The 22,209-nt window shown below is 44.7% G+C and carries 23 protein-coding genes and 2 tRNA genes; 14 read left to right on the forward strand and 11 right to left on the reverse strand.

What is annotated here, in order from left to right; genetic code table 11:
• Positions 1 to 55 precede the first annotated feature (55 nt).
• Both BGP76_RS17585 and BGP76_RS17590 read left to right on the forward strand, forming a co-directional pair.
• Complete coding sequence (locus BGP76_RS17585) at positions 56 to 1,756, forward strand: SulP family inorganic anion transporter (protein WP_119845661.1); 1,701 nt, start codon at positions 56 to 58, stop codon at positions 1,754 to 1,756.
• A 49-nt stretch (positions 1,757 to 1,805) separates the two neighbouring features.
• A complete protein-coding gene (locus BGP76_RS17590) occupies positions 1,806 to 2,336 on the forward strand; it encodes a DUF4251 domain-containing protein (protein WP_158584324.1) in 531 nt (176 codons plus the stop codon).
• A 58-nt stretch (positions 2,337 to 2,394) separates the two neighbouring features.
• Here the strand turns inward: BGP76_RS17590 and BGP76_RS17595 are convergent, their stop codons facing one another.
• Positions 2,395 to 4,071 carry a sodium:alanine symporter family protein gene (locus BGP76_RS17595; RefSeq protein ID WP_119845663.1) on the reverse strand — a complete coding sequence of 559 codons (1,677 nt, stop codon included), beginning with the start codon at positions 4,069 to 4,071 and terminating at the stop codon, positions 2,395 to 2,397.
• Between the two features lie 112 nt (positions 4,072 to 4,183).
• Here BGP76_RS17595 and BGP76_RS17600 point away from each other — a divergent pair, with 112 nt between their 5' ends.
• Entirely contained in the window at positions 4,184 to 4,783 is a 600-nt protein-coding gene (locus BGP76_RS17600; RefSeq protein WP_073125134.1) for a Crp/Fnr family transcriptional regulator, read from the forward strand.
• A gap of 62 nt (positions 4,784 to 4,845) precedes the next feature.
• Positions 4,846 to 5,430, forward strand: coding sequence for a DinB family protein (locus tag BGP76_RS17605; RefSeq protein ID WP_073125132.1), 585 nt, complete (start codon positions 4,846 to 4,848; stop codon positions 5,428 to 5,430).
• Here BGP76_RS17605 and BGP76_RS17610 read toward each other — a convergent pair.
• From BGP76_RS17610 to BGP76_RS17625, 4 genes are read right to left on the reverse strand one after another with little or no spacing between them, the layout of a single operon-like run.
• Positions 5,407 to 6,561, reverse strand: a complete 1,155-nt coding sequence (locus tag BGP76_RS17610; RefSeq protein ID WP_119845664.1) for an SAM-dependent methyltransferase — start codon at positions 6,559 to 6,561, stop codon at positions 5,407 to 5,409. The two genes, BGP76_RS17605 and BGP76_RS17610, sit on opposite strands and share 24 nt — an antisense overlap.
• Positions 6,562 to 6,577: 16 nt before the next feature.
• A complete protein-coding gene (locus BGP76_RS17615) occupies positions 6,578 to 7,471 on the reverse strand; it encodes an SdiA-regulated domain-containing protein (protein WP_084190668.1) in 894 nt (297 codons plus the stop codon).
• Between the two features lie 11 nt (positions 7,472 to 7,482).
• Positions 7,483 to 8,787 (reverse strand): UDP-N-acetylglucosamine 1-carboxyvinyltransferase, encoded by a 1,305-nt coding sequence (gene murA, locus BGP76_RS17620; RefSeq protein WP_073125127.1) that lies wholly within the window; start codon positions 8,785 to 8,787, stop codon positions 7,483 to 7,485.
• Positions 8,787 to 9,470 (reverse strand): DUF4290 domain-containing protein, encoded by a 684-nt coding sequence (locus BGP76_RS17625; protein ID WP_073125125.1) that lies wholly within the window; start codon positions 9,468 to 9,470, stop codon positions 8,787 to 8,789. Before BGP76_RS17625 ends, murA begins: the two co-directional genes overlap by 1 nt.
• A 200-nt stretch (positions 9,471 to 9,670) precedes the next feature.
• On the opposite strand from BGP76_RS17625, the gene BGP76_RS17630 reads away from it, so the two are divergent.
• The 3 genes from BGP76_RS17630 to BGP76_RS17640 all read left to right on the forward strand — a co-directional run bounded on the left by BGP76_RS17630 (position 9,671) and on the right by BGP76_RS17640 (position 11,307).
• On the forward strand, positions 9,671 to 10,201 hold the full coding sequence (locus BGP76_RS17630; RefSeq protein WP_073125123.1) for a DUF2911 domain-containing protein: 531 nt from the start codon (positions 9,671 to 9,673) through the stop codon (positions 10,199 to 10,201).
• Between the two features lie 594 nt (positions 10,202 to 10,795).
• A complete protein-coding gene (locus BGP76_RS17635; protein ID WP_073125122.1) occupies positions 10,796 to 11,011 on the forward strand; it encodes a hypothetical protein in 216 nt (71 codons plus the stop codon).
• Positions 11,005 to 11,307: a type II toxin-antitoxin system RelE/ParE family toxin gene (locus BGP76_RS17640; RefSeq protein ID WP_073125121.1), complete on the forward strand. Its 303-nt coding sequence runs from the start codon at positions 11,005 to 11,007 to the stop codon at positions 11,305 to 11,307. The genes BGP76_RS17635 and BGP76_RS17640 overlap by 7 nt, the downstream gene beginning before the upstream one ends.
• A gap of 27 nt (positions 11,308 to 11,334) precedes the next feature.
• Here BGP76_RS17640 and BGP76_RS17645 read toward each other — a convergent pair whose 3' ends face one another.
• The 3 genes from BGP76_RS17645 to BGP76_RS17655 all read right to left on the reverse strand — a co-directional run bounded on the left by BGP76_RS17645 (position 11,335) and on the right by BGP76_RS17655 (position 13,891).
• Positions 11,335 to 11,622: a YciI family protein gene (locus BGP76_RS17645; protein ID WP_073125118.1), complete on the reverse strand. Its 288-nt coding sequence runs from the start codon at positions 11,620 to 11,622 to the stop codon at positions 11,335 to 11,337.
• Positions 11,623 to 11,776: 154 nt separating this feature from the next.
• Complete coding sequence (locus BGP76_RS17650) at positions 11,777 to 12,553, reverse strand: DUF3800 domain-containing protein (RefSeq protein ID WP_119845665.1); 777 nt, start codon at positions 12,551 to 12,553, stop codon at positions 11,777 to 11,779.
• A gap of 150 nt (positions 12,554 to 12,703) precedes the next feature.
• Positions 12,704 to 13,891, reverse strand: a complete 1,188-nt coding sequence (locus BGP76_RS17655; protein WP_119845705.1) for an acyl-CoA dehydrogenase family protein — start codon at positions 13,889 to 13,891, stop codon at positions 12,704 to 12,706.
• 162 nt (positions 13,892 to 14,053) lie between these two features.
• Between BGP76_RS17655 and BGP76_RS17660 the strand changes: the two genes are divergently transcribed.
• The 4 genes from BGP76_RS17660 to BGP76_RS17675 are packed head-to-tail and all read left to right on the forward strand — an operon-like array spanning position 14,054 to position 18,872.
• Complete coding sequence (locus BGP76_RS17660; RefSeq protein ID WP_119845666.1) at positions 14,054 to 15,019, forward strand: tryptophan 2,3-dioxygenase family protein; 966 nt, start codon at positions 14,054 to 14,056, stop codon at positions 15,017 to 15,019.
• Positions 15,020 to 15,028: 9 nt separating this feature from the next.
• On the forward strand, positions 15,029 to 16,879 hold the full coding sequence (locus tag BGP76_RS17665) for a toxin-antitoxin system YwqK family antitoxin (protein WP_147407512.1): 1,851 nt from the start codon (positions 15,029 to 15,031) through the stop codon (positions 16,877 to 16,879).
• A 6-nt stretch (positions 16,880 to 16,885) separates the two neighbouring features.
• On the forward strand, positions 16,886 to 18,454 hold the full coding sequence (locus BGP76_RS17670) for an NAD(P)/FAD-dependent oxidoreductase (protein WP_119845668.1): 1,569 nt from the start codon (positions 16,886 to 16,888) through the stop codon (positions 18,452 to 18,454).
• Positions 18,455 to 18,494: 40 nt separating this feature from the next.
• On the forward strand, positions 18,495 to 18,872 hold the full coding sequence (locus BGP76_RS17675) for a CoA-binding protein (RefSeq protein WP_119845706.1): 378 nt from the start codon (positions 18,495 to 18,497) through the stop codon (positions 18,870 to 18,872).
• Between the two features lie 385 nt (positions 18,873 to 19,257).
• Here the strand turns inward: BGP76_RS17675 and BGP76_RS17680 are convergent.
• Positions 19,258 to 19,329 (reverse strand) — tRNA-Glu (locus BGP76_RS17680).
• 42 nt (positions 19,330 to 19,371) lie between these two features.
• Positions 19,372 to 19,443, reverse strand: a tRNA-Glu gene (locus BGP76_RS17685).
• Positions 19,444 to 19,560: 117 nt separating this feature from the next.
• Between BGP76_RS17685 and BGP76_RS17690 the strand changes: the two genes are divergently transcribed.
• The 3 genes from BGP76_RS17690 (at position 19,561) to BGP76_RS17700 (ending at position 21,858) form a co-directional block, all read left to right on the forward strand.
• Positions 19,561 to 20,724 (forward strand): hypothetical protein, encoded by a 1,164-nt coding sequence (locus BGP76_RS17690; protein WP_119845669.1) that lies wholly within the window; start codon positions 19,561 to 19,563, stop codon positions 20,722 to 20,724.
• A gap of 62 nt (positions 20,725 to 20,786) precedes the next feature.
• On the forward strand, positions 20,787 to 21,272 hold the full coding sequence (locus tag BGP76_RS17695) for an RNA polymerase sigma factor (protein ID WP_119845670.1): 486 nt from the start codon (positions 20,787 to 20,789) through the stop codon (positions 21,270 to 21,272).
• Positions 21,253 to 21,858 (forward strand): hypothetical protein, encoded by a 606-nt coding sequence (locus BGP76_RS17700; RefSeq protein WP_073125109.1) that lies wholly within the window; start codon positions 21,253 to 21,255, stop codon positions 21,856 to 21,858. The genes BGP76_RS17695 and BGP76_RS17700 overlap by 20 nt, the downstream gene beginning before the upstream one ends.
• On the opposite strand, the gene ytxJ is transcribed toward BGP76_RS17700, so the two are convergent.
• Complete coding sequence (gene ytxJ / locus BGP76_RS17705) at positions 21,855 to 22,208, reverse strand: bacillithiol system redox-active protein YtxJ (protein ID WP_119845671.1); 354 nt, start codon at positions 22,206 to 22,208, stop codon at positions 21,855 to 21,857. The two genes, BGP76_RS17700 and ytxJ, sit on opposite strands and share 4 nt — an antisense overlap.
• Between the last annotated feature and the right edge of the window lies 1 nt (position 22,209).

The raw sequence follows: 22,209 nt of genomic DNA on the forward strand, positions 1-22,209 counted from the left end.
TTACAATATCCTTTGAGATCAGCAGGTAATTTTACCACTCTGATTAAATTAAGCCATGCGCAAAATTTTACCCATTATTGATGTGTTACGCAACTACGACGTGTCTGGCCTCAAAGGAGACGCTGTGGCAGGGGTGACGGCTGGTGTCATGATGGTGCCGCAGGGGATGGCTTATGCGATGATAGCAGGCCTGCCTCCTGTGTATGGACTTTATGCTGCGATATTTCCTCAGGTAGTCTATGCATGGTTCGGCACTTCACGTCAGCTTTCAGTAGGGCCAGTCGCCATGGATTCTTTGCTCGTTGCGACGGGGATTTCCGCATTAGCGGTGGCGGGGACGTCTGATTACATCGGTCTGGCTATACTCTTGGCTTTGATGATTGGTTTGCTTCAGCTGGCTATGGGTGTATTTCGTTTGGGCTTCTTGACCAATTTTTTGTCACGCCCTGTGATTGCTGGGTTTACCAGTGCAGCGGTGTTTGTCATCGCAATCAACCATCTCAAGCATTTGACGGGAGTCGAACTTATAAGCGGAAAGTATCTACATGACATAGTGATTGATTTGATGTTTAGGCTTGATGAGATCAATGGCTGGACATTACTGATTGGTTTGACGGGGATGGTGTTGATCGTGGTATTGAAACGGTGGAGTCCCAAATTACCTACAGGCTTGATTCTGGTGGTTGTTAGTGCTGGCGTGGTTTATGGGTTTCGTCTAGACACGCTAGGTGTAGCAATCGTAGGCTATGTGCCTGAGGGATTGCCATCTGTAGCTATTCCAACTTGGGATTTAGAGCAGGTGCGAGCGCTTGCACCGATGGCGTTGACTTTGGCATTTATAGGGTTCATAGAGGCGTATTCTATTGGTAGGACGCTCCAGTACAAACATAAAAATGAATATGAAGTCAAAGCCAATAAGGAGCTAATAGCACTTGGACTGGGCAATATGATAGGGTCTCTATTTAGTAGTTTTCCTACTACAGGTAGTTTTAGTCGTTCAGCGGTCAATGATGCTGCCGGAGCAAAAACTACTGTGGCACTTTTTTTTAGTGCACTAGTCGTGTTATTGGTTTTGTTATTCTTGACGCCACTTTTTTATTATCTACCTAGTGCGATTTTGGCATCTATTATTATTGTGAGTGTCTTGGGGTTGATAGATATAGAGGAGGTTAAAACCTTGTGGCATACCGATAAGTATGATTTTGCGATGCTGATGGTGTCTTTCGTAGGGACGATTATGTTTGGGATCGAGTGGGGGATTTTGTTCGGTGTATTGCTATCGTTAGTGGTTTTGATCTATAAAGCATCCATTCCTCATATTGCTGAACTGGGACAGATAGAGGGGACGCGTTTTTTTCGCAATATCAAGCGATTTGATCAAGCTTATGATCGCCCAGATGTTGGGATTATTCGATTCGATGCGCGTTTGTTTTTTGCCAATGTGAGTGCACTGCAAGAGACTATAAGGACGATTTTGGCGAAGAAACCAGAGATGAAGTTGTTTGTGATCGACGCGCAGAGTATTAGTGATATTGATTCTACAGCGATTAGTGCTTTGCGAGACATTCATGTGGATATGCAAAATCGAGGAATCACCTTGAAGTTAACTTCGATTATAGGTCCAGTGCGTGATAAGTTGTATCGCTGTGGTTTGGCGGATCAGATTGGTTTGGAGAATATCCATGAATCGATCGCAGCAGCGATCAATAGCGGGCAAGAATCTGATCTTCCGTTTCAGTCCAACTCTCTCAAATAAGTTTTGGCACAGTATTGGTTAAATTCTAAATAACTAAAGAATGATACAGATGAAGAGCTTATTGTTAATACTCGCGTTTTTGCTCCTGACCGTGGCGGTTGTGTTTGGTCAGGATAAAAAATCCAGAAAGGAAGCCAAAAAGGAAAAGCAGCGTCAAGAATACATGGAGACTAAAATGCTCTTGGATTCTGGAGCTTTTAGTTTCACTGCTACATGGGCGACTACTCAGAAAGGTCGTCGAATCAATTTGATTGGAAATAGTAATCAGTTGACACTAGAAGATACTTTGACATCTGCTTATTTGCCGTATTTTGGGGTGGTGCAGATGTACGATATGAGTGGTGAAGGAGGAATTAATTTTGAAGGTACAGCACAAGACTTGAAGATAGAGCACAAGGATAAAAAGATGAGGTCTATGGTTAGTTTCGAAGTGAAGTCGTCCACAGGGAATGAAGTCTATCAATGTCAGTTTACTATCAATTCGAATAGCAGTGCCGCGCTCAGTGTGAGGAGCAGTGCTAGGAACCAGATCAGCTATGACGGCACAATTGCTCCGCTGCCTGATGAAAAAAAGAAATAAAAATATATACACCTATTACAAAAGAGGCTGTCCGTATGGGCAGCCTCTTGTTTTTTGTCTATTCTGGTGTTTTCTCCTCAGGATATTCTTTTTTGAACCCCTTCCAAAAGTCATCTACCGTCTGTTTCATATCCTTGCGTAGATAGAGTAAGCCAAATAGGTTAGGCAAGGTCATCACAGCAATAGCTATCCCAGCCAGTGACCAAATGATGGTCGTGTCAGTGAATGACGCTACAAAGAAACCAATCACATATACGATCCTAAAGTAAATCACCGAACCGCTACCAAAAAGGAAAGTCATCGCTCGGTCTCCGTAGTATGACCATGAAATCGCTGTGCTAAAGGCAAATAACAAGATACCGATAGAGACGATGTAAGATCCATAAGCCCCAAAGAATCCTCTGCTAAAAGCAAGAGCCGTCAGCGGAGCACTATGAACCAGAGACTTGCCTATAAATGTGACTTCAGGATCAATAGGATTTCCGTCTAGGATTTGGGTACTTCCCGTATAGGGCGAGCCGTTCTTGTAAAGCGTAACGTCCTCTGCCAGTGACCTGGCGTGGATGAAGGTTACTGGTGTGGTGATTTTTCCATCTGTAGCAGCTAGTTCTCCTGAGAAGACAGGGAGTGGTGCTTTGCCTGATACGTGACCATAAAGTGCGGCTGAACCTTCTTTTGTCTCGTCCGAGATGTCGATTTGCTCTAAAATGCTCAAGTCAGAAACCTGAAATTCGTTTTCATGTTTTTCACTCCATACGCCAGATGACAAAAGCACCAGACCCGTAATGGTACATATTACGATAGTATCAATGAATGGCTCTAAGATCGCTACCATGCCTTCTGAGACAGGTTCATGTCCCTTGGCAGAGGCATGAGCGATGGGGGCACTACCTTGGCCTGCTTCGTTAGAGAATAGTCCACGACCTACGCCCTTGTTGAAGGCAAATGCGATGGATGCACCTAGGAAGCCTCCAGTCGCTGAAGAGCCAGTGAATAGGTCAGAAAAGATGGAGGCAAATGACGGGAGAATCTGGTCGTAGTTGTAAAATATCACGCCAAAAGCGCCGATAAAGTAGATGACCGCCATAGAAGGAACGAGTTTTTCGGTCACCGCAGCGATTCTTTTGATCCCTCCGATGATCACAAAGCCTAATAGTACAGCCAATACGCCGCCTGTTAGCATGTGATTGATCCCGAATGTCGCATTCAGTGTGTTGGAGATACTGTTGATCTGAGGCAAACTCCCCGTACCAAAAGACGATAAAACCGTCGCTACAGCAAAAGCTGCGGCGAGCCACTTCATGTTCATTTTGTTCTTCATGAAATACATTGGACCACCTGCCATGGTACCGTCAGTGGTTTTTTCACGGTATTTATGAGAGAGAGTTACTTCGACGAATTTGGTACACATGCCTACTGCTGCAGTGACGAGCATCCAAAATAATGCTGCTGGTCCGCCGATATGGATCGCTAATGCTACGCCTGCTATGTTGCCAGTACCCACAGTTCCGGATAGGGCAGTTGCCAAAGCTTGAAAATGTGAGGTGTCTCCTTCGTCATCACTTTTGTCAAACTTTCCTTTGACGACACTGAGCGCGAAACGGAAATATCTAATTTGTGGAAACTTGAGGTAAATAGTAAAGAATAGACCGGTTCCGATTAGTACATAAGGAAACCAAAAGGAGCTGCCAATGTAGCTATCGATTAGAATCAAGATGTCGTTTAACTCTTGCATAATGGATTGTTGTTTTATGAATTCAGTAACAACAAATCTATACAAACCGATCACTTTCGGTAGGGCTACATTATATTTATCTCAGTCATCAAGCTAAAAAACAGGTTTTTGAATGAATGAGTTTACACATCTCAGACAGCGAATGGATAGTTTTTCTCCTTTAGGAGAGGAGGCGTGGGAGGATTTTGTGCCGCGTTGGTCAAGCTTTGAGTTGTCCAAGGGAGAGTTTTTAATTCGCGAAGGGAAAACAGAACGCTACTTTTATTTTGTTCATGAAGGCGTGTTACGTGCTTTTGTTAGAAACGGTGGGCAGGAGTCTGTTTTGGGTTTTTCTTATGAGGGAGATTTTTCTGGAGCCTATGATTCGTTTTTGGATCAGGCTCCATCCGAATGGAGTATAGATGCTTTGTCGTCGGTTCGTGGGTTGAAGATCAGCTATGAGAACCTCATGGCGATGTATGATGCCTACAAGTCTATGGAGCGATGGGGGCGTGTATTCAATGCCAAAATCTTGATAGGAATAGGTAGACGACAGGTGGAGGTGAGGAATTTTTCGGCAGAAGATCGATTTGAACGTCTGATGAAGGATAGCCCGCATATCTTGCAGAAAGTGCCGCAGAAGTATCTAGCGTCCTATCTGGGGATGAGTCCAGAGACTTTTAGCCGTCTGCGTAAAGTCAGTTTAGAAAAATCAAAGTCAATGCGAACTTGATATAGATCAAGATTGCTTTCCCTGACAAAGTGTAATTTTGAGCATCAAATAACCAAGAACTTATGAAGCGGTCAGAACTAATCGAAAGCCTAATGGCAGACACGTATAGAATTATCGAAGAGGTAAAACACATCGCCTCACTAGAGGAGGAGTTGATTGCTCGTAGATCTAATCCCGATCGATGGAGTGCCATAGAGTGCTTAGAGCATCTCAATATCGCTGATGCACACTATTTGATTCAGTTTGATAGGAAGCTGTCATCGGCTAAGCCTTGTGACCGTGAATCTTACAAGCCGGGATGGTTAGGAAACTACTTTGTCAAAATGATCAAACCAAAGGCTGACGGTGGTATTCCTTCTCCGATGAAAACGATGCGGAAGTTTGATCCTGAGGTGAAAGTGCAGCGTGATACGATCTCGAAGTTTTTGGAAGACCAGGAGGAAATACTGGGCTACTTGAGCCTATGCAAAACACTCGATTTACAGAAGATTAAAATTCCCTCTGCTATCGGAGCGATAGTGACTTTCAGACTGGGGGACGCACTGCGCTTTTTGATTGGGCACAACCAACGCCATATCATTCAGGCGAATAATGTGCTGAAGGAGTTAGGTGTGGAGACAGACCTACCCGTCAATCAGTCGCTCTAGTTGCTGATAGTCCAGTCCAAATTCTGATTTGATGGCCGAAATCTTGTCGTTGGCTCCCTGTTCGTTTTTGGTGCGGTGGTGGTTGATTCCGACGAGCATCACGTTTTTACGCGTATGTTCGTTAGAGACGAACTCAAATATCTTGGACTCATAGCCTTCACGCTCTAGGATTAGGGCACGGATGGTATCAGTGACCATTTCATACTGGCGTTCTTTGAAGATGCCATATTTGAGGATAGGGCTGGAGACTGCTTTTCCTTTGAGTTGCTGGCGGACTTGTTTGTGACAGCAAGGAGCGGTGACGATCAGTGCAGCATCTGAAGCGAGTCCTTTGGCTAGTGCATCATCGGTGGCTGTATCACAGGCATGTAGTGCGATCAAGATATCAATATCCTTGTTTTCGTACTCCTCGATGGGTTGATCTACGAACTGAAGACCTTCAAAACTCAACTGCTTTGCCGTTTCGTTGCAGAAGTCTACGAGCTCTTTTCGGAGCTCTATACCTGTCACACTCACTTCATATCCTTTCTGTCTCATGTATTCATATAGTGCAAAAGTCAGGTAGCCTTTGCCTGAGCCCATGTCTACAATTTTAGGGTTTTTGGGTAGCTGCGCGGTAGCGATGAGGCTCTCCATGATTTCCAGAAATTTATTGATCTGGCGGTACTTGTCTGCCATCTTGGGGATGATGTTGCCCGCATGATCGGTGACACCTAGTAGGGTGAGGTAGTTGGCGTCTGGCTGTGCTCGTTTGGTTTTGATTTTGTCATGTGCTACTGTGGCAGTTGACCGGTTGGCTTTACTTTTCTGTACTGTAATTTTTCCTTTTTTGCTGGTCAGGAGTGCGATATCTTCATCGGGTGTACAGAGTGTAGCATTTTTGAAATGCTCCTCGACCTGCATCATGATTTCTTGGTATGCTGCTTCTACCTTATGGTTTTTGGTTTCGTCGTTGGTTTTGTAGCGGTAGGTGAACGAGTAGTGTCTTTCAGACTTGATTTCTACAGGTCTCACGAAGATATTGTGAAGTGTGCTGTCTTTGTCGGTCGGCTTGCTCAGTGTTAGTTTGACTAGCGAATGCAGTTCTAGACTCGCTTTGATTTGCTCCAAAAAATCTTCCTTTGTACTCATGGCGCAAAGTTATCGATTAAAATCCTTTGGGTCTCCTGAATTTGAGGATGACTGGTGTCTTGCCAGAGAGCTTGTGGGTGTTTTTGGCATGTTCAGTGACGGATTTCCCATTATTGTCTAGTCCTATCCAGATTTCATCTTCAGTGAGTAAGAGTGCTTCGGCCATGCCGTACTTCTCTGGACCGTAGAGTTTTCCGTCGGGGTGGCTGGCTATGTGGTGGTAGCTGACCTTGTCGGTGACCTGCTGACTGACTGGGTCTATTTTAGTGATGTAATTCCCGTTTCGCTCCAGAACGTAGAGGAAACCGTTTTCGAATTTGGCGTCAGAAAAATCATTGCTTTCGGTCTCTGGGATATTGAATTGATTGATCGCTCCAGAGTTTAAATTGATAGCCACTATCCATCTGGGTTGGCGTTCTTTGCAGAGATATAGCGTTTGGTTTTCTGAATCTAATGCTAGACCTTCCCATCCAGCGTTGCCCCATTTGCTCGGGGTGAGGCCAGCGGATTCAAAATCGATTAGCATCTCCTTTGCATTGGTGGAGTGAGTGAGTACTTGTCGATCAAGGGTGTAGACTTTACCATCTTTTTCACTAGCCAAATAGAATAAACCCTCGTAGTAGTCAATTGCTTCTAAGTCTGGGTTACTGGGGATAGAAAATGCAGGTGTTTTACTGATCGAGAATAGACTGTCAGCAAAAGTGACCTGATAGAGAGAATTGTTCCAGTGTTTGTCTCCAATGACGTAGTAGTTGCCGCCGGTAGCTACGATCCCACTGAGGTCAAACTGTAAGGAATCGCTCGTCTGCAACTGATGAATACCAATCAAATCCAACGGTGCATAGCGCTGCTGCGCCATGCTGAGATTAGATAGTGTGAAAGCCAATAGTGTGAGAAGTACTGTCCTCATGGCTTGGGTTTCTAGATTCGTTCGATTTTAGCACCGATGGCGTTGAGTCGGCCGTCGATGTTTTGGTAGCCCCGATCGATCTGCTCTACGTTGTGGATGATGCTGTCACCCTCGGCAGACATAGCAGCGATGAGTAACGATACTCCAGCTCTGATATCAGGAGAGGTCATGGTGATTCCTTTCAGTGCTACCTGTTTGTCCAGCCCGATGACGGTCGCACGGTGTGGGTCACATAGGATCACTTGTGCCCCCATTTCGATCAGTTTGTCCACGAAGAATAGTCTGCTTTCGAACATCTTCTGATGAATGAGTATGGTTCCTTTGGCTTGTGTGGCGACTACTAGTGCGATGCTTAGTAGGTCAGGTGTGAAACCCGGCCAGATCGCATCAGCAATCGTCATGATAGAGCCATCGATGAATGTCTCGATCTCATAGCGATCCTGTTCTGGGATGAAGATGTCATCTCCTCGAAATTCCATTTTGATTCCCAGTCTCTGAAAGATGTCTGGGATGATGCCCAAGTGCGGAATACCAGCGTTTTTGATGGTGATCTCTGACTGAGTCATGGCAGCCATGCCTATGAAACTGCCAATCTCTATCATGTCCGGTAGCATGGCATGCTCTGTACCTCCTAGCGACTCTACTCCTTCGATGTTCAGTAGGTTGGAACCTATGCCTGTGATCTTAGCCCCCATGCGGTTGAGCATGCTGCATAGCTGCTGCAGGTACGGTTCACAGGCCGCATTATAGATCGTGGTTTTGCCTTTGGCAAGGACTGCAGCCATCACGATGTTAGCGGTACCGGTTACGGACGCTTCGTCGAGTAGCATGTAGGTACCTGTGAGGTGCGAGGCGTCTATGTTGTAGTAGCCTGTTTTTTTGTCGTACTGAAATTTAGCACCTAGTTTTTGAAAACCTGTGAAGTGTGTGTCAAGTCTTCTTCTACCGATTTTGTCTCCTCCTGGCTGAGGTATTCTTCCTTTCTTGAATCTAGCGAGTAGCGGACCGAGTAGCATGATGGACCCTCTGAGCGAAGAGGCCATTTGTTTGTATCGGTCAGATTCTAAGAAGTCAATATCTATCTGATCAGCTTTGAATGTATAGGATTCAGGATTGTTTTTGGTGACCCGTACGCCCATTTCATTCAGTAGATCGATCAGCTTGTTGACATCTCTGATGTTCGGGACATTGTTGATGACCATTTCTTCCTCTGTGAGGAGTACGGCCGATAGGATTTGAAGAGCTTCATTTTTGGCACCTTGAGGGACTAATTCTCCCTTGAGCTGCGTGCCACCAGTCACATGAAAAGACGCCATTAATTTCTTCTTCTTCGGTTGTTGTTATTGTTGTTAGATCTTCTGTTGTTATTAGATCTTCTGTTGTTATTGCCGCCGCTGTTGTTGTTCGCTCCCTGTTGTAGTCGGTTGTTGCGTCTTTCTTTTTTCTGTGGTTCGAAGAGATCACCTTCTTTGACTTTGTCCATGTCGATATCCAATTGGTTTTTGGATAGACGTCTGATGTTGGTATAGACGACATTGTCTTCCATCACATCTTGGTTGTACGAGTAGAAGAAGGTCTTCATCAATTTGCCAATGTGAATAATTGCAGCTTCTTGTTCTTCGGGGTCTTCTAGTGTGATGGCTTTGTCTACGAGTAGCTCGATGTTTTTACCGAAATGCTTGAAGGTGATGTCGTTGGCAGAGTAAGGGACACGATCTGGTTTTTTCTCCAAAGTCTCCTTCTCTGGCGTAGGGAAAGGTCCCTCTATGTCTAGTTTGAATCCAGAGATGATGTGTAGGTCATCCCAAAATTTCTGATTGGATTCTGTTGTTTCTTTAGCGGTAGGGTTGATCTGCTTCATGAGATCCACCATAGTGAGTGCTTTTTTGTTGCGCTCCTCTTTGTCCTCTATGGTCAGTAGGTGATCGACCAATTTTTGTACGTTTCTTCCGTATTCTTTGAGCGTAAGGTGCTCCTGGACTGTGTTATACTCGTGCATGTGTGTTATGATATATCAAAGAGCCAAAATTAATCTTTTAACCCAAATAATATAGGAGAATCAAATTAATATGCATTTTGAGGACAAACAAACTCGGAGTAGAAGTGCATTTGGAATTAATCCTAGCAATCTTTGATGGAATTGCAACCTTTGCGACATTAACCTAGTTTGTGTTGAGACTTAACGATTAATATCTGATTATGCTAAAGAAAATTCTATGGGTGCTGGGGTCTGTTGTGATCTTATTTGGAACCTTCGTGATGTATGGAATCCTGACTACCAAGCAGCATAGCCCTCCAGGTTTGGCGACTTTCACACAAAACGACTTGAACATCAAAGTAGACTATTGCCGACCTTTCAAAAAAGGACGCGACGTGTTTGGTGATCTTTTGCCCTACGATACTTACTGGCGAACAGGTGCCAACGAACCGACGATCATTTCTTTTGGTCAGGATGTAGTGTTCGGAGGAGAGATGGTGAAGGCGGGGAGCTATAGACTCTATACTGTGCCGGGTCAAGAGATGTGGACAGTCGTTCTCAATTCGGAATTGGAAAAATGGGGCTACTGGGAGCCTGATCCTGCGCTGGACGTGCTGCGTGTCGAAGTGCCTAGTGAAGCCTACCCCTGCTGTCAGGAGCAGTTTGTGATTCAGTTTCCTCAGACAGAGCAGGGGACGGAGATGGTTTTGATATGGGATGACGTCCAAGTCAAAGTGCCCATCACGAGTTGATAGAGAAAAAATATTTGAGCGAATGCAACTATTCATGGATAAACAGCATCATAGAGATGAAAGGTTTATTTACATGAATGTAGAATCCTCATAAATCAAACCTGACGCTAAGGTCGAAACGTAAAACCCTGATTTCTTATATGTTTGGAATCAGGGTTTTTGTGTTTTAGGATACTACAAAAACTGCCGAAAATCGATGCAGGATGGGGTAAAGGTCCTCCGGGAAGGGGTCAAGCTCTCCCGGGAAGGGTCACAAGTCCTCCGGGAAGGGGGCAAAGTCTCCCGGGAAGACCCTCGACAGTGCCGGGACGTACAAAAGTCTTCCGGTACGAAATAAAATTTGTCAGGAAGGTTGAAATGCTTTCGTAGCAGAATAATATTCTGTTTTATATAATCAAAAGGCTTCAGGGGGAAGGTTATACCTCTTACTCCACCAAGAACCTCAATTCTTTGCAGGTTTTGCTGGCTTTTATAGAGTCTGTCATGCATTTGATGTAAGCTAATTCAGGAGATGACAAGTTTATATGCGAATGCTCTGCTCTCCTCTTTAAATACACTAAAAAAATCGTTACTTTGTAGAAAAACATTTTTGAAATGAGTACTGCACAAGCTTTAAAACTGGAATTATTGGAGTGGCTGGCTACTGTTCATGATCAAGAAATAATCAAAGAACTAGCTAAGTGGAAAGAGGAACATCAGCGTGTCAGTATCCAACAATACAACAAGGAACTGGACGAGGCGGATGCTGCCATTGATAAAGGGGAATACTATACTCAGCAAGAAGTAGAAAGTAGATCCAAATCATGGTAAATAAACCAGCTGTGGTATGGAACAAATCCGCAGAGTCATCCCTCAAAAGAATATATCAGTATATCAAAGAAGATTCTCCCCAAAGTGCGGAAAAAGTAAGAGATGAGATTTTTGCCATCGCTCGTCAACTCGCTGATCATCCCGAGAAGTATGCTTTAGATAAGTTTAAGGAGCAAAATCAAGGCGATCATAGAGCTTTTGAGAAACACTCCTGTCGTGTGGCTTATAGAGTTACAGAAAAGCAAATCAGAATCCTGCGGGTTCGGCATGTAAAACAAGAGCCAAAAATTTATTGATGCTGAACACTTAGCATCAATTAATGACTACTCCACCAAGAATCTCAATTCTTTGCAGGTTTTGCTGGCTACAAATTCGGTAAGCTCATAATCGGCTAGACCGTGAATCTTGAACGGGTCTTGCTCGATGATGCGGAGCAACTGGGCTTTGTCAGACAGCATGGATAGGATGATGCCACCTGTCCTTGGGACTTTCCTGCCAGACGCATGAAAATGTCCCAATCTATACTGCTCGCTGAGGTAGTCGATGTGCTCGTTGAGATGTTGGTCTACTTGCTCCAGCGGCACTTTGTAAGTCAGAGAAATGATGTGCATTGGTTTGAAAATAATAATGATTGACTGATTACTCTATAACCCTGTTAGAGTTGAAAATCTATTGAATTAGCTAAGGAACGTATTAAAGGTGTGTTTGGGAAAATCTCCTTACTTGACTCTGCAAATGATCATTTCAGTGATGCTAGATGCCATTTTAATGGATACAACCCAAATAGACACCTCCAAATCTGTTTTTAATCTGAGTTACTAAGTCTAGATCACAATATTCTGAAACATATAATCCATAGGGAAACACATCATATGTAGATTCATCTATAGGGTGATTGATTTTTTCTTTTGGTTTACTGATTAAGCTATACCTAATAGTCGCCCAAAGCTCAAATCCAAGCTCAATATCCATATCTGGATCATACCCAGAGTTCTCACCTGCTTTCACTTGTTTGTTTATATGCCCCATAGTCTCTAATAGCATAGTTGATGCTGTATGGGCAACTAAATCTGCAAGTTGGATTCCTTTAACATGGATTGAGTCTTGTTCGAAATGATATGTGTGATTTTGAATTCCTAGTTCTTCTACAATATTTTGAGCAGATTTTGGATCTTTAAAGTATGAACTGTCTATAAATACTTCTATTCCTTCTTTAAAATGGTTAAAGTTCAGGAATTGTTTAAAAGCTTTAAGCGATTCTATTCCTATGTCCTCTCTACGATTACGTGGCAATACTGCCAATCCAATCTTGCAGTTTGATTGGATTATTGATTTTAGATCATTTCTAACATATGTCATATTAGGATGTTTTCGGAAATTGACACCACTTTTAAATTCATCTAATAAAGGGTTGTAACCGTGACGGATTAAAGATGAAGAAATCCAATTTTCAGGATTTGAATTGATGAAAACAAATGCACTTAGTATGAAGTTTCCTCTATATTCATCGTGAATACTATCATCTATAAAAAGGTATTTCATACTACTCAAGTTTGATCTATAATAACATACAATACACTAAAGATAACCAATATTCCAAATATAATGAGGAGGTGTTTTTAGGGTGTCTAATGGTCGTGGTTGACCGTAGTCTTCGCTCAAAGTGAGAACTACGGTGGGTCTTTGTGTCCATCATTTCACCGCCGAGATTCCCGTAATCTCATGCCCCAAGATCAGCAGATGAATGTCGTGGGTGCCTTCGTAGGTCACGACTGATTCTAGGTTCATCATGTGGCGCATCATGGGGTATTCGCCGGTGATGCCCATGCCGCCGTGGATTTGTCGGGCCTCTCGTGCTATGTCTAGCGCCGTGGCTACAGCGTTTCTTTTGGCCAGAGAGATTTGTGCGGTGGTCGCTTTGCCTTCGTTCATCAGGGAGCCTAAGCGCCAGTTGAGGAGTTGGGCTTTGGTGATCTCGGTGAGCATCTCTGCGAGCTTTTTTTGGATCAGTTGGAAGGAGCCAATCGGTTTGCCAAACTGATGACGCTCCAGCGCATAACGTCGCGCCGAGTCATAGCAGTCCATCGCAGCACCGATAGCGCCCCAGGCGATCCCAAATCGGGCTGAGTCGAGACACATCATCGGTGCGCCGAGACCTGACTTGCCGGGGAGTAGGTTCTCTTTCGGGATTTTGACATTGTCAAATACGAGTTCGCCTGTGCAGCTGGCACGTAGTGACCACTTGCCGTGCGTCTCTGGTGTGCTGAAACCCTCCATGCCGCGCTCTACGATCAGGCCATGGATGCGGCCTTCTTCGTTTTTGGCCCAGACGACAGCTATGTCCGCCTTGGGGGCATTGGATATCCACATCTTGGCACCATTGAGCAGGTAGTGGTCACCCATATCCTTGTAGTGCGAGACCATACCACTAGGGTTGGAGCCATGATCAGGCTCGGTCAGTCCAAAGCAGCCCAGCATCTCTCCCGAACCTAGTTTGGGGAGGTACTTTTGTTTTTGCTCCTCTGAGCCAAAGGTATAGATCGGATACATGACGAGAGAACCCTGCACGGATGCCGTGGAGCGCATGCCCGAGTCACCGCGTTCGACCTCCTGCATGATCAGACCATAGGCGATGTAGTCCAATCCGCCACCTCCATACTCCGCAGGGAGTTGTGGGCCGAAAGCCCCGATTTCTCCGAACTTTTTGACGATCTCGTAGGGAAAGTGGTTTCGCTCAGCCCAATCCTCTATGTAGGGACTAATTTCTTTTTTGACAAAGTCTCGGATACTCTGGCGGATCATGCGGTGCTCTTCGGTCAGTAGGTCGTCGAGTTGGTAGAAGTCGGGGGATTCAAAAGAATCGGTTTTGTTGCTTTTCATGAGGCTGTTGTTTTGTCGGGGTGGAGTTTCTTTGGCGTTAAAAAGTGATATGAGCGCTAGTCTTACCGCTTGTGGCGATGTAGGACTAATTTGTGTAATTATCTGATGGTTTCCACGTATTCTTATCAAATTTACAGCCGCAACATTAAATAACTACCCAAAATGAGTGCAGAACCTATAGACCCTAAAATCTTAGCACAAGTCAAAAAACTGGAGCAAAAGTATGATGCCATGGGACAGGATCTATCGTCCTATTTGGACGGTCTGCTACATGCGGATTACTTGACTTACTGGGATTACATTCATCTGGATACGCTGTTGAGCCTTCAAAACCCGAAGACGCATTTTCCTGACGAAAAGATTTTTATCATCTATCACCAGATCACAGAGTTGTATTTCCAGTTGATCCTCAACGAGATCGAGCAGATAGCAGAATTGGACACGCCAGACGAAAAGTGGTTTGCCATGCGACTCAAACGTATCAATCGTTATCTGCTGCATTTGGTGGATTCTTTTGATGTGATGATCGACGGGATGGATCAGCAGCAATTTTTGCAGTTTAGGATGTCGCTCCTGCCTGCGAGTGGTTTTCAGTCGGGGCAATTGCGCTTGATCGAGTTGTCGTGTACCTCTATGATCCACTTGGTGGAGCAAACCCAAAGAGCCACTTTGGATCCCAATAACATAGAAGCGATGTACCCGCATCTGTACTGGAAGAAGGGAGCGACCGAACTCGCTACGGGCAAAAAGACCCTGACGCTACGCCAGTTCGAGGAGAAATATGCCGAGCAGTTCGTGAAACACGCCTCCAACTATCAATTCAAGAATATATGGTCAAAATACAAGTCGGACTATGAAGGATGTACAACGAGTGAAGAGATTAAGGGCTTGCTGAAGCAGCTTGACTTACTGGCCAATGTCAACTGGCGCTTGGCGCACTATAAATCTGCGGTGCGCTATCTACAGCGTGACCCAGACATCATCGCTGCGACGGGTGGTACCAACTGGCAGCAGTATTTGCCACCGAGATTTCAGAAAGTTATCTTTTATCCAGAGCTTTGGTCTGAAGACGAAATAGAAGACTGGGGCAAGAGCTGGGTAGAGGAGACGGTTTTCAAATCCAAGTAAATTATACGAGTGAGCGAAAAGTGGAAATATCAGGTATTGATGGGCGTTGGGCTGCTGCTGGCGCTCCGAGGTTTGGGCCAGGAGGTCGAGCGAAAGACCTACTATGACCAATCCAAGACGGCTGTCAAGGAGGTGTTCTTCGTCAACGATACGATAGAAAATAAACTCAAAGGACCCTATCAGTCCTACTACCTCTCTGGTAAAGTCAAATCAGAAGGCGAGTATCTTTATAACCTCGCGACGGGGGACTGGGTGTATTACTTTGAGAATGGCAATATCCGAAATACGGGGTCTTTTTATCTAGGCAAGTCTGTAGGGATTTGGACTTATTACTTTGAAAATGGCAACAAGCGGTCAGAGGGGATTCTTGAAGACAATCAGCGCGCGGGTTCATGGACGTTCTACTACGAAGATGGAGGACTCAAAAGCGAAGGGGGGTACATCAATGGCAAGAAAGATGGAATTTGGAACTTCTACTACGAGGGTGGTTCGCTGAAGGCTCAGGCCATATTCAAAAACGGCAGAGGACAGTACAAAGAGTTTTACGTCTCGGGAAACCTGAGAATGGAGGGGCTCAATCGTGAGGGGAAGAGCGACAGTCTATGGGTGTATTACTTCGAATCGGGTGAGATGATGGCCGAGGGGTATTACAAGCAAGGGATGAAAACAGGTCCATGGAAGTACTATTTCAAGAATGGAGAAATCTCTGCGCAAGGCGGGTATGAGGGAGGAAAAACAATCGGGAACTGGATCTACTACTATGAAAATGGTGAAAAGAGTGCTGAGGGATTGCAAAAGAATAGTCAGAAGGATGGATACTGGAAGATGTTCTATGAGTCTGGTGAGATGAAGGGGATCGGGGAGTTCGATGAGGGGACAGGTGAGTATAATGAGTACTATCTAAGCGGAAAACTCAAAGTCAATGGGCATTTTAGGGATGGTGTAAACGATGGGCGTTGGACCTATTTTGATGAAGAAGGGAATATAGAAGGTGAAGCGCAGTTCTTGGATGGTCTTGGGGATTATCAGGGGTATTATCTGGATGGAAATTTGAAGATGACGGGTAAGATTGCAGGGGGACGCAGAGTCGGAGAGTGGACCTTGTACAAGAAAAATGGAGAGATAGCGGGGAAGTACCATCCAGTCTATCAGGAGGATAATCCGGTTTTCCTTACCGAAGAAAAACTAAATGATGGTCGCAATGATGAGGACTATGATAAACCAGAATACCGACACAAAAAGAAAGCACCGAGGAATTTTACCCCAGTGGTCAATGAGTACAAAGGTGTGATCTTAGCGACCAATCCATTGCTGACTTTTGTGGGGTATGCGCCGTTTTCGGTGGAGTACTACATACAGGAGCGACTGGGGTACGAACTGCTCTACGCCTATCATCGCAGCCCTTTTTATTCCTCTTTTGATGGCGTGGAAAACGAAGACGTATTTACTTCTGGTCATCGTATTCAGTTCAAACAAAAGTTTTACCGTTTGGATCAAAAACACGGGATGATTTATTTTGGTCATTTGATAGGATTCGAATGGGATAGACACAGTACCCAGTCCGCCAATCCTACGAGCGGAGGGCGGGAAACTACGGTTTTGAATGAAGAAAAATACTACTATGGTCTGCAAGTGGGAGATCGCTGGATGGTAAATCCTGGTAACGCTGGCTTTACCATTGATGCGTATTTTGGGCTCGGAATAGGCTATCGAAATATTGATAAAAAATACACAGACCCTAGTTTTGACGATGTCTTTTCTAATCAGGGGAAAGAGGGAGTGTACGTGCCAATTTTTTTTGGGATTAATATCGGATACTTAGGATTCAAAAAATACCAAACCAACGGGCCAGTTAGATAAGGAAACATGACGAAGATTCTAAACTATAGACTCAAGCCAGAAATCGCGCTGGACGAGGCGAATTTTGCTGCTTTTGTGACCAATAAACTAGGTGCAGAGGCTCACTGGAAATTGCTCAAGCGCTCCATCGATGCGAGGAGTCGTCGTGTACAGGTCAATGTAGAGATAGCACTATCCGAAGCAGGTGAAGATCCAAGGCCTTTTGCGTATCAAAAGCCACAAAACAATGTGGCAGACAAATCAGAGGTGATCATCGTTGGTGCAGGGCCGGCTGGATTGTTTGCAGCGATGCGCTGTATCGAACTGGGCGCGAAACCTATCGTGCTAGAACGTGGCAAGGATGTCCAAGCTCGCCGTAGAGATCTAGCTGCCATCAACAAGGAGCATAAGGTGAATCCAGACTCTAACTACTGTTTTGGTGAAGGAGGGGCTGGGACTTACTCAGATGGAAAACTCTATACCCGATCCAAAAAACGAGGAGATGTCACGCGTATCCTAGAGATACTGGTGGCGCATGGCTCTCAGGAGGATATCCTAGTAGACACGCATCCGCACATCGGTACCAATAAGCTACCCAAAGTAATAGAAGACATCCGAGAGACGATTCTATCCCGTGGAGGAGAGATTCGTTTTGATACGCGTGTGGAGGATTTCGTGATCCGTGAGGGAGAGATGAAAGGTGTGAAAACACAGGATGGTAGTATCATTGAAGGAATAGGCGTGATCCTCGCCACGGGACATTCTGCAAGAGATATTTTTCGATTGCTCCAGACTTCTGGGGTCAAGATCGAATCTAAGCCCTTTGCGCTTGGATTGCGGGTGGAGCATCCGCAGGTAATCATCGATCAGATTCAGTATCACTGCGATACGAGAGGGGAGTATTTGCCTGCTGCGAGCTATAGTTTGGCAACTCAGACGCAGTTTGATCAGGTGCAGCGTGGAGTATTTTCGTTTTGTATGTGTCCGGGAGGGTTCATCGTGCCAGCAGCTACAGCGGACGGGGAGATAGTCGTCAACGGCATGAGCCCATCCAAGCGAGACTCGAAGTTCGCCAACTCAGGTATCGTCGTGGCGGTAGAGAACGAAGACCTCAAGGCCTACGAGTCGGAGGGAGATTTCAAAGCCTTGGCGTTCCAAACCGAAGTAGAGCAAAATGCCTGTGCTATTGCTGGAGGGACGCAATCCGCACCCGCACAGCGTTTGGTGGATTTCGTCAAGGGAAAAACGTCAACCAACCTGCCGGACTGTTCGTATCAACCAGGGTTGACGGCCGTCAATATGCGGGAGTTTTTGCCAGAATCGATCTATATGCGTCTCCGTGATGGGTTCAAGAGTTTTGGACGAAAGTCAAAAGGCTACTACACCAATGAAGCACAAGTGCTCGGTGTGGAGAGTAGAACGTCGTCTCCTGTACATGTGCCGAGAAATCGCGAGACATTGGAACATATAGAGGTCAAACGTTTGTTTCCATGTGGTGAAGGTGCTGGCTATGCGGGTGGTATTATGTCGGCAGCTATCGATGGAGAGAAGTGTGCGGAGAAACTGATCGAAGCGTATTTGGATACTAGAGAATAGATGTTTAGACCCAAGAGTCAAGAACCAAGATGAAAGAATGATGACAGAACAGAAGAAACTAACGGCGGTACTGGGTGCAAGCACCAATCCCACGCGCTATGCATATTTGGCAGCTGAGCGATTGCACCAGCATGGGCACCCGATCAAACTGGTATCTATCAAGAAAGGCGAGTTGTTTGGTGAGCCGTTTCAGGACTTGCGTCAAAGACCAGAGTTGGAAGGGGTAGATACAGTGACGCTCTACATCGGGAGTGACAACCTGCCCGAGTGGCACGATTACATCCTCAGCCTCCGTCCTAATCGCATTATCTTTAATCCTGGTACCGAGAATGTGGAGTTGTCCAAGGCAGCACAAGCGCAAGGTATAGAAACGGTCGAGGCTTGCACGCTGGTGATGTTGGGGACGGGACAATTTTAGGGTCAGTTGCTATTTCTGGGGTAAAAACAATAACGAATTTCGAACAATGAATCTTGAATCACGAAGTAATCCTCGATCTCTCCCCCAGAAATACGGAGTGATCCGAAATACAGACTGATCCCTGATCCTGGATCAGTGTGTAAACTTGGGGATGAAAATCAACATTCGACATTGAGCATTCATTATTCCAATTATTTAAATACTACCTCAAAACTGATAATAGGCGGTTATTTTATAAAAAAACAATAATGAATATTGAACAATGAATATTGAATAACGAAGTGATCTACTACCTCTCTCCCAGAAATACAGGGTGATCCCTGATCCTCGTTTGTTTCTAATTATGTTAAAACAAAAAAAAACCACTCAATTGAGTGGTTTTTTGTAGTCCGTAGGGGAATCGAACCCCTGTTACCAGGATGAAAACCTGGCGTCCTAACCCCTAGACGAACGGACCATTACTTGCATAAAAAGAGCGACGTTTGAAAGCCGCTTTTTGTAGTCCGTAGGGGAATCGAACCCCTGTTACCAGGATGAAAACCTGGCGTCCTAACCCCTAGACGAACGGACCATTTTGTAATGGACTGCAAAGATAGATTTCCTTTTCTATTTTGCAAATTTGGGTTTTAACTTTTTTAAATATTATGTAATTATTTTTCAATTCACATCTCTGAGTTAAGTTTAAACCATGAATTTGATTGAAGTCACTACCCCCGAATTGGAAAAAGAGTTCGTTTTGTTTCCCGTAAAACTTTATCAGGACTGTCCGTTTTGGATTCGACCGTTGGACAAGGACGTGAAGCTGGTTTTTGATCGGAAGAAAAATCCTACTTTTAATCATGGAGCGTGTGTGAGATGGTTGCTACAGCGAGAGGGGCAAACGATAGGTAGAATCGCGGCGTTTGTCAATAACAAGAAGGCAGTCAAGGATAATGACCAACCTACAGGCGGCTGTGGGTTCTTCGAATGTATAGATGATCAGCAGGCAGCCAATATGCTGTTTGATGCGGCTAGGGATTGGCTGGCTGAGATCGGGATGGAAGCCATGGATGGACCAGTCAATTTTGGCGATAGAGATAAGTGGTGGGGGCTGCTCGTAGATGGTTATACTATCGAGCCAAACTACCAGTGCAACTATCATTTTCCATATTACAGAGAGTTGTTTGAGAACTATGGGTTTGAGGTGTACTTCAAGCAATTCACGTTCATTCGAAAGACTTTTGATCCATTTCACCCACGTGTACAGCATAAGGCTAATCTATTGAGCAAAGACCCTGATTATTCGTTTGAGCATATGCGTATCAAGCAACTGGATAAGTATGCGGAGGATTTTAGGGTCGTATATAATCAAGCTTGGGCGAATCATGACGGAGTGGTAGAGATGACGAAAGACGAATCAGCGGCCATCATGAAGCAAATGAAACCAATCTTGGATGAGAAAATCATCTGGTTCGCTTATTATAAGGGAGAACCGGTGGCTTTTTATGTCAATTTACCTGAGGTCAATCAGATTTTCAAGCATGTGAATGGCAAGCTGAACTGGGTCGGTAAAATCAAATTTGTACTTCATAAACTGTTTAAAACTAACAAGAAAATGTTAGGGTTGGTGTTTGGCGTAGTGCCGGCGCATCAAGGCAAAGGGCTCGACGGAGCGCTGGTTATGGCCACTGCCAAAATGGTGCAGCAAGATTACAAGCGCTATCCAATTTTAGAGATGAATTGGATTGGAGACTTTAATCGAAAAATGATTTTAGTTGTCAAACAGATCGGTGGTGATATCGGCAAAACACACCATACCTATCGCTATCTTTTTGATCGAGAAAAACCTTTTGCGAGAATGCCTATCAAGTAATTGCCGATCGTTGTAATACCGCAGCAATAGTTGCTACTAATGAAGTGAACTTAAATAGTTGAATGAAATCTGATTTCCAGCCTTTCTTAGAAGAACATCACCGCATCATAGCGAAGGTGTGCAGAATCTATACCGATACGGCGGAAGATTTTAATGACTATTATCAGGAGTGTGTTATTCAGTTGTGGAGGTCTTTTGATTCGTTTCGTGGCGCTTCTAAGCTCTCGACGTGGGTCTATAGAGTCTGTCTTAATGTCTGTCTTTCGCAACTCAGAAATAAGAAAAAAGTCGTGTCAGTGGCTCGGGAGCAGTTGCCCGATATCGCTGAAGAAAAGGATGTCGTAGAGGAGGAGCAGTTGAGTATGCTGTACAAGGCAATCAAGCTACTCAAAGAGTCGGATCGAGCGGTGATACTGCTCTATCTGGAGGAGAAAAGTTATAAAGAAATGGCAGAAATACTGGGTATCACCGTGACCAACGTGGGCGCAAAAGTCAATCGAGTGAAAAACCAGTTAAAGAAAATAATCGATGGAAGAACTGGATATTAAGCAGATATGGAAGCAAGGAGGGAATCAGGAGCGGTTTAGCTATTCTGAGGAGGCGATTGATGCGATCATCAAACAGCAGCCCCAAAACATCGTGTCTAAATTCGTGAAAACCCTGCGCATAGAGCGATGGGCTAATCTGATAGTGCTGTCACTCATAGGAGTGTACTTGAGCTATGTGCAATACTGGGTGGCTGCTGGTGTATTACTTCTGATCAATTTCGGTTTTTTCTACTATTATCATATTTTGATTCAAAAGCTAGATCGGAAATTTATAGATAATAATGTTGTTCAGTACCTCAACGAGGTGCACCAGAGTATTTGTAGGTTTATTACGCATTTTAAGATCACACTTGTGGTGATAGGAATTGCCTCATTCTTACTCGGTTTTTATTTGGGCTATATCCAACACGATGATTTCGAAGCGATGTTGGATACCGTGTCTATGTGGAAATGGATATGGGCAGGTGTTGTGATTGCCGGGAGTTTGGTTTTTGCCTATTATATGTTCTACTATATGTATGGCAAGAAGGCTCAGCAGATCAAAAAGATGGTGGAGTCTCTAAACAACGAAGAAACCGAGATTTAAGCTGGGCTTAAATCTTTGGCTATTTTGATGATATCGTTGTAGGAGATGCCCATGTGAGAGTTGTCGTAGATGGCTTTGCCGTCTGAGATGACTACTACTTGTGGAGACTGGTGTTCTACGCCCAGTTGTGCTGCGATGGCACTCGATACATCTCGGTGAGCGATTAGGTCTAGATAGTATGGTGTCAAAGGCTGTGCTTCTTCTAGATTCCATGAGCGCTCTAATCTATTGAGAGCCATGCTACTAATGCTACAGCGTGTACTGTGTTTGAATATCAAGACGGGGCTTTCGTGTGATGCATTAATAAGATCCGTCAGTTGTGCTGTAGATGATAGTGTTTCCCAGTTCATA

This window comes from Reichenbachiella sp. MSK19-1, from assembly GCF_003590315.1.
GTDB lineage: Bacteria > Bacteroidota > Bacteroidia > Cytophagales > Cyclobacteriaceae > Reichenbachiella > Reichenbachiella agariperforans.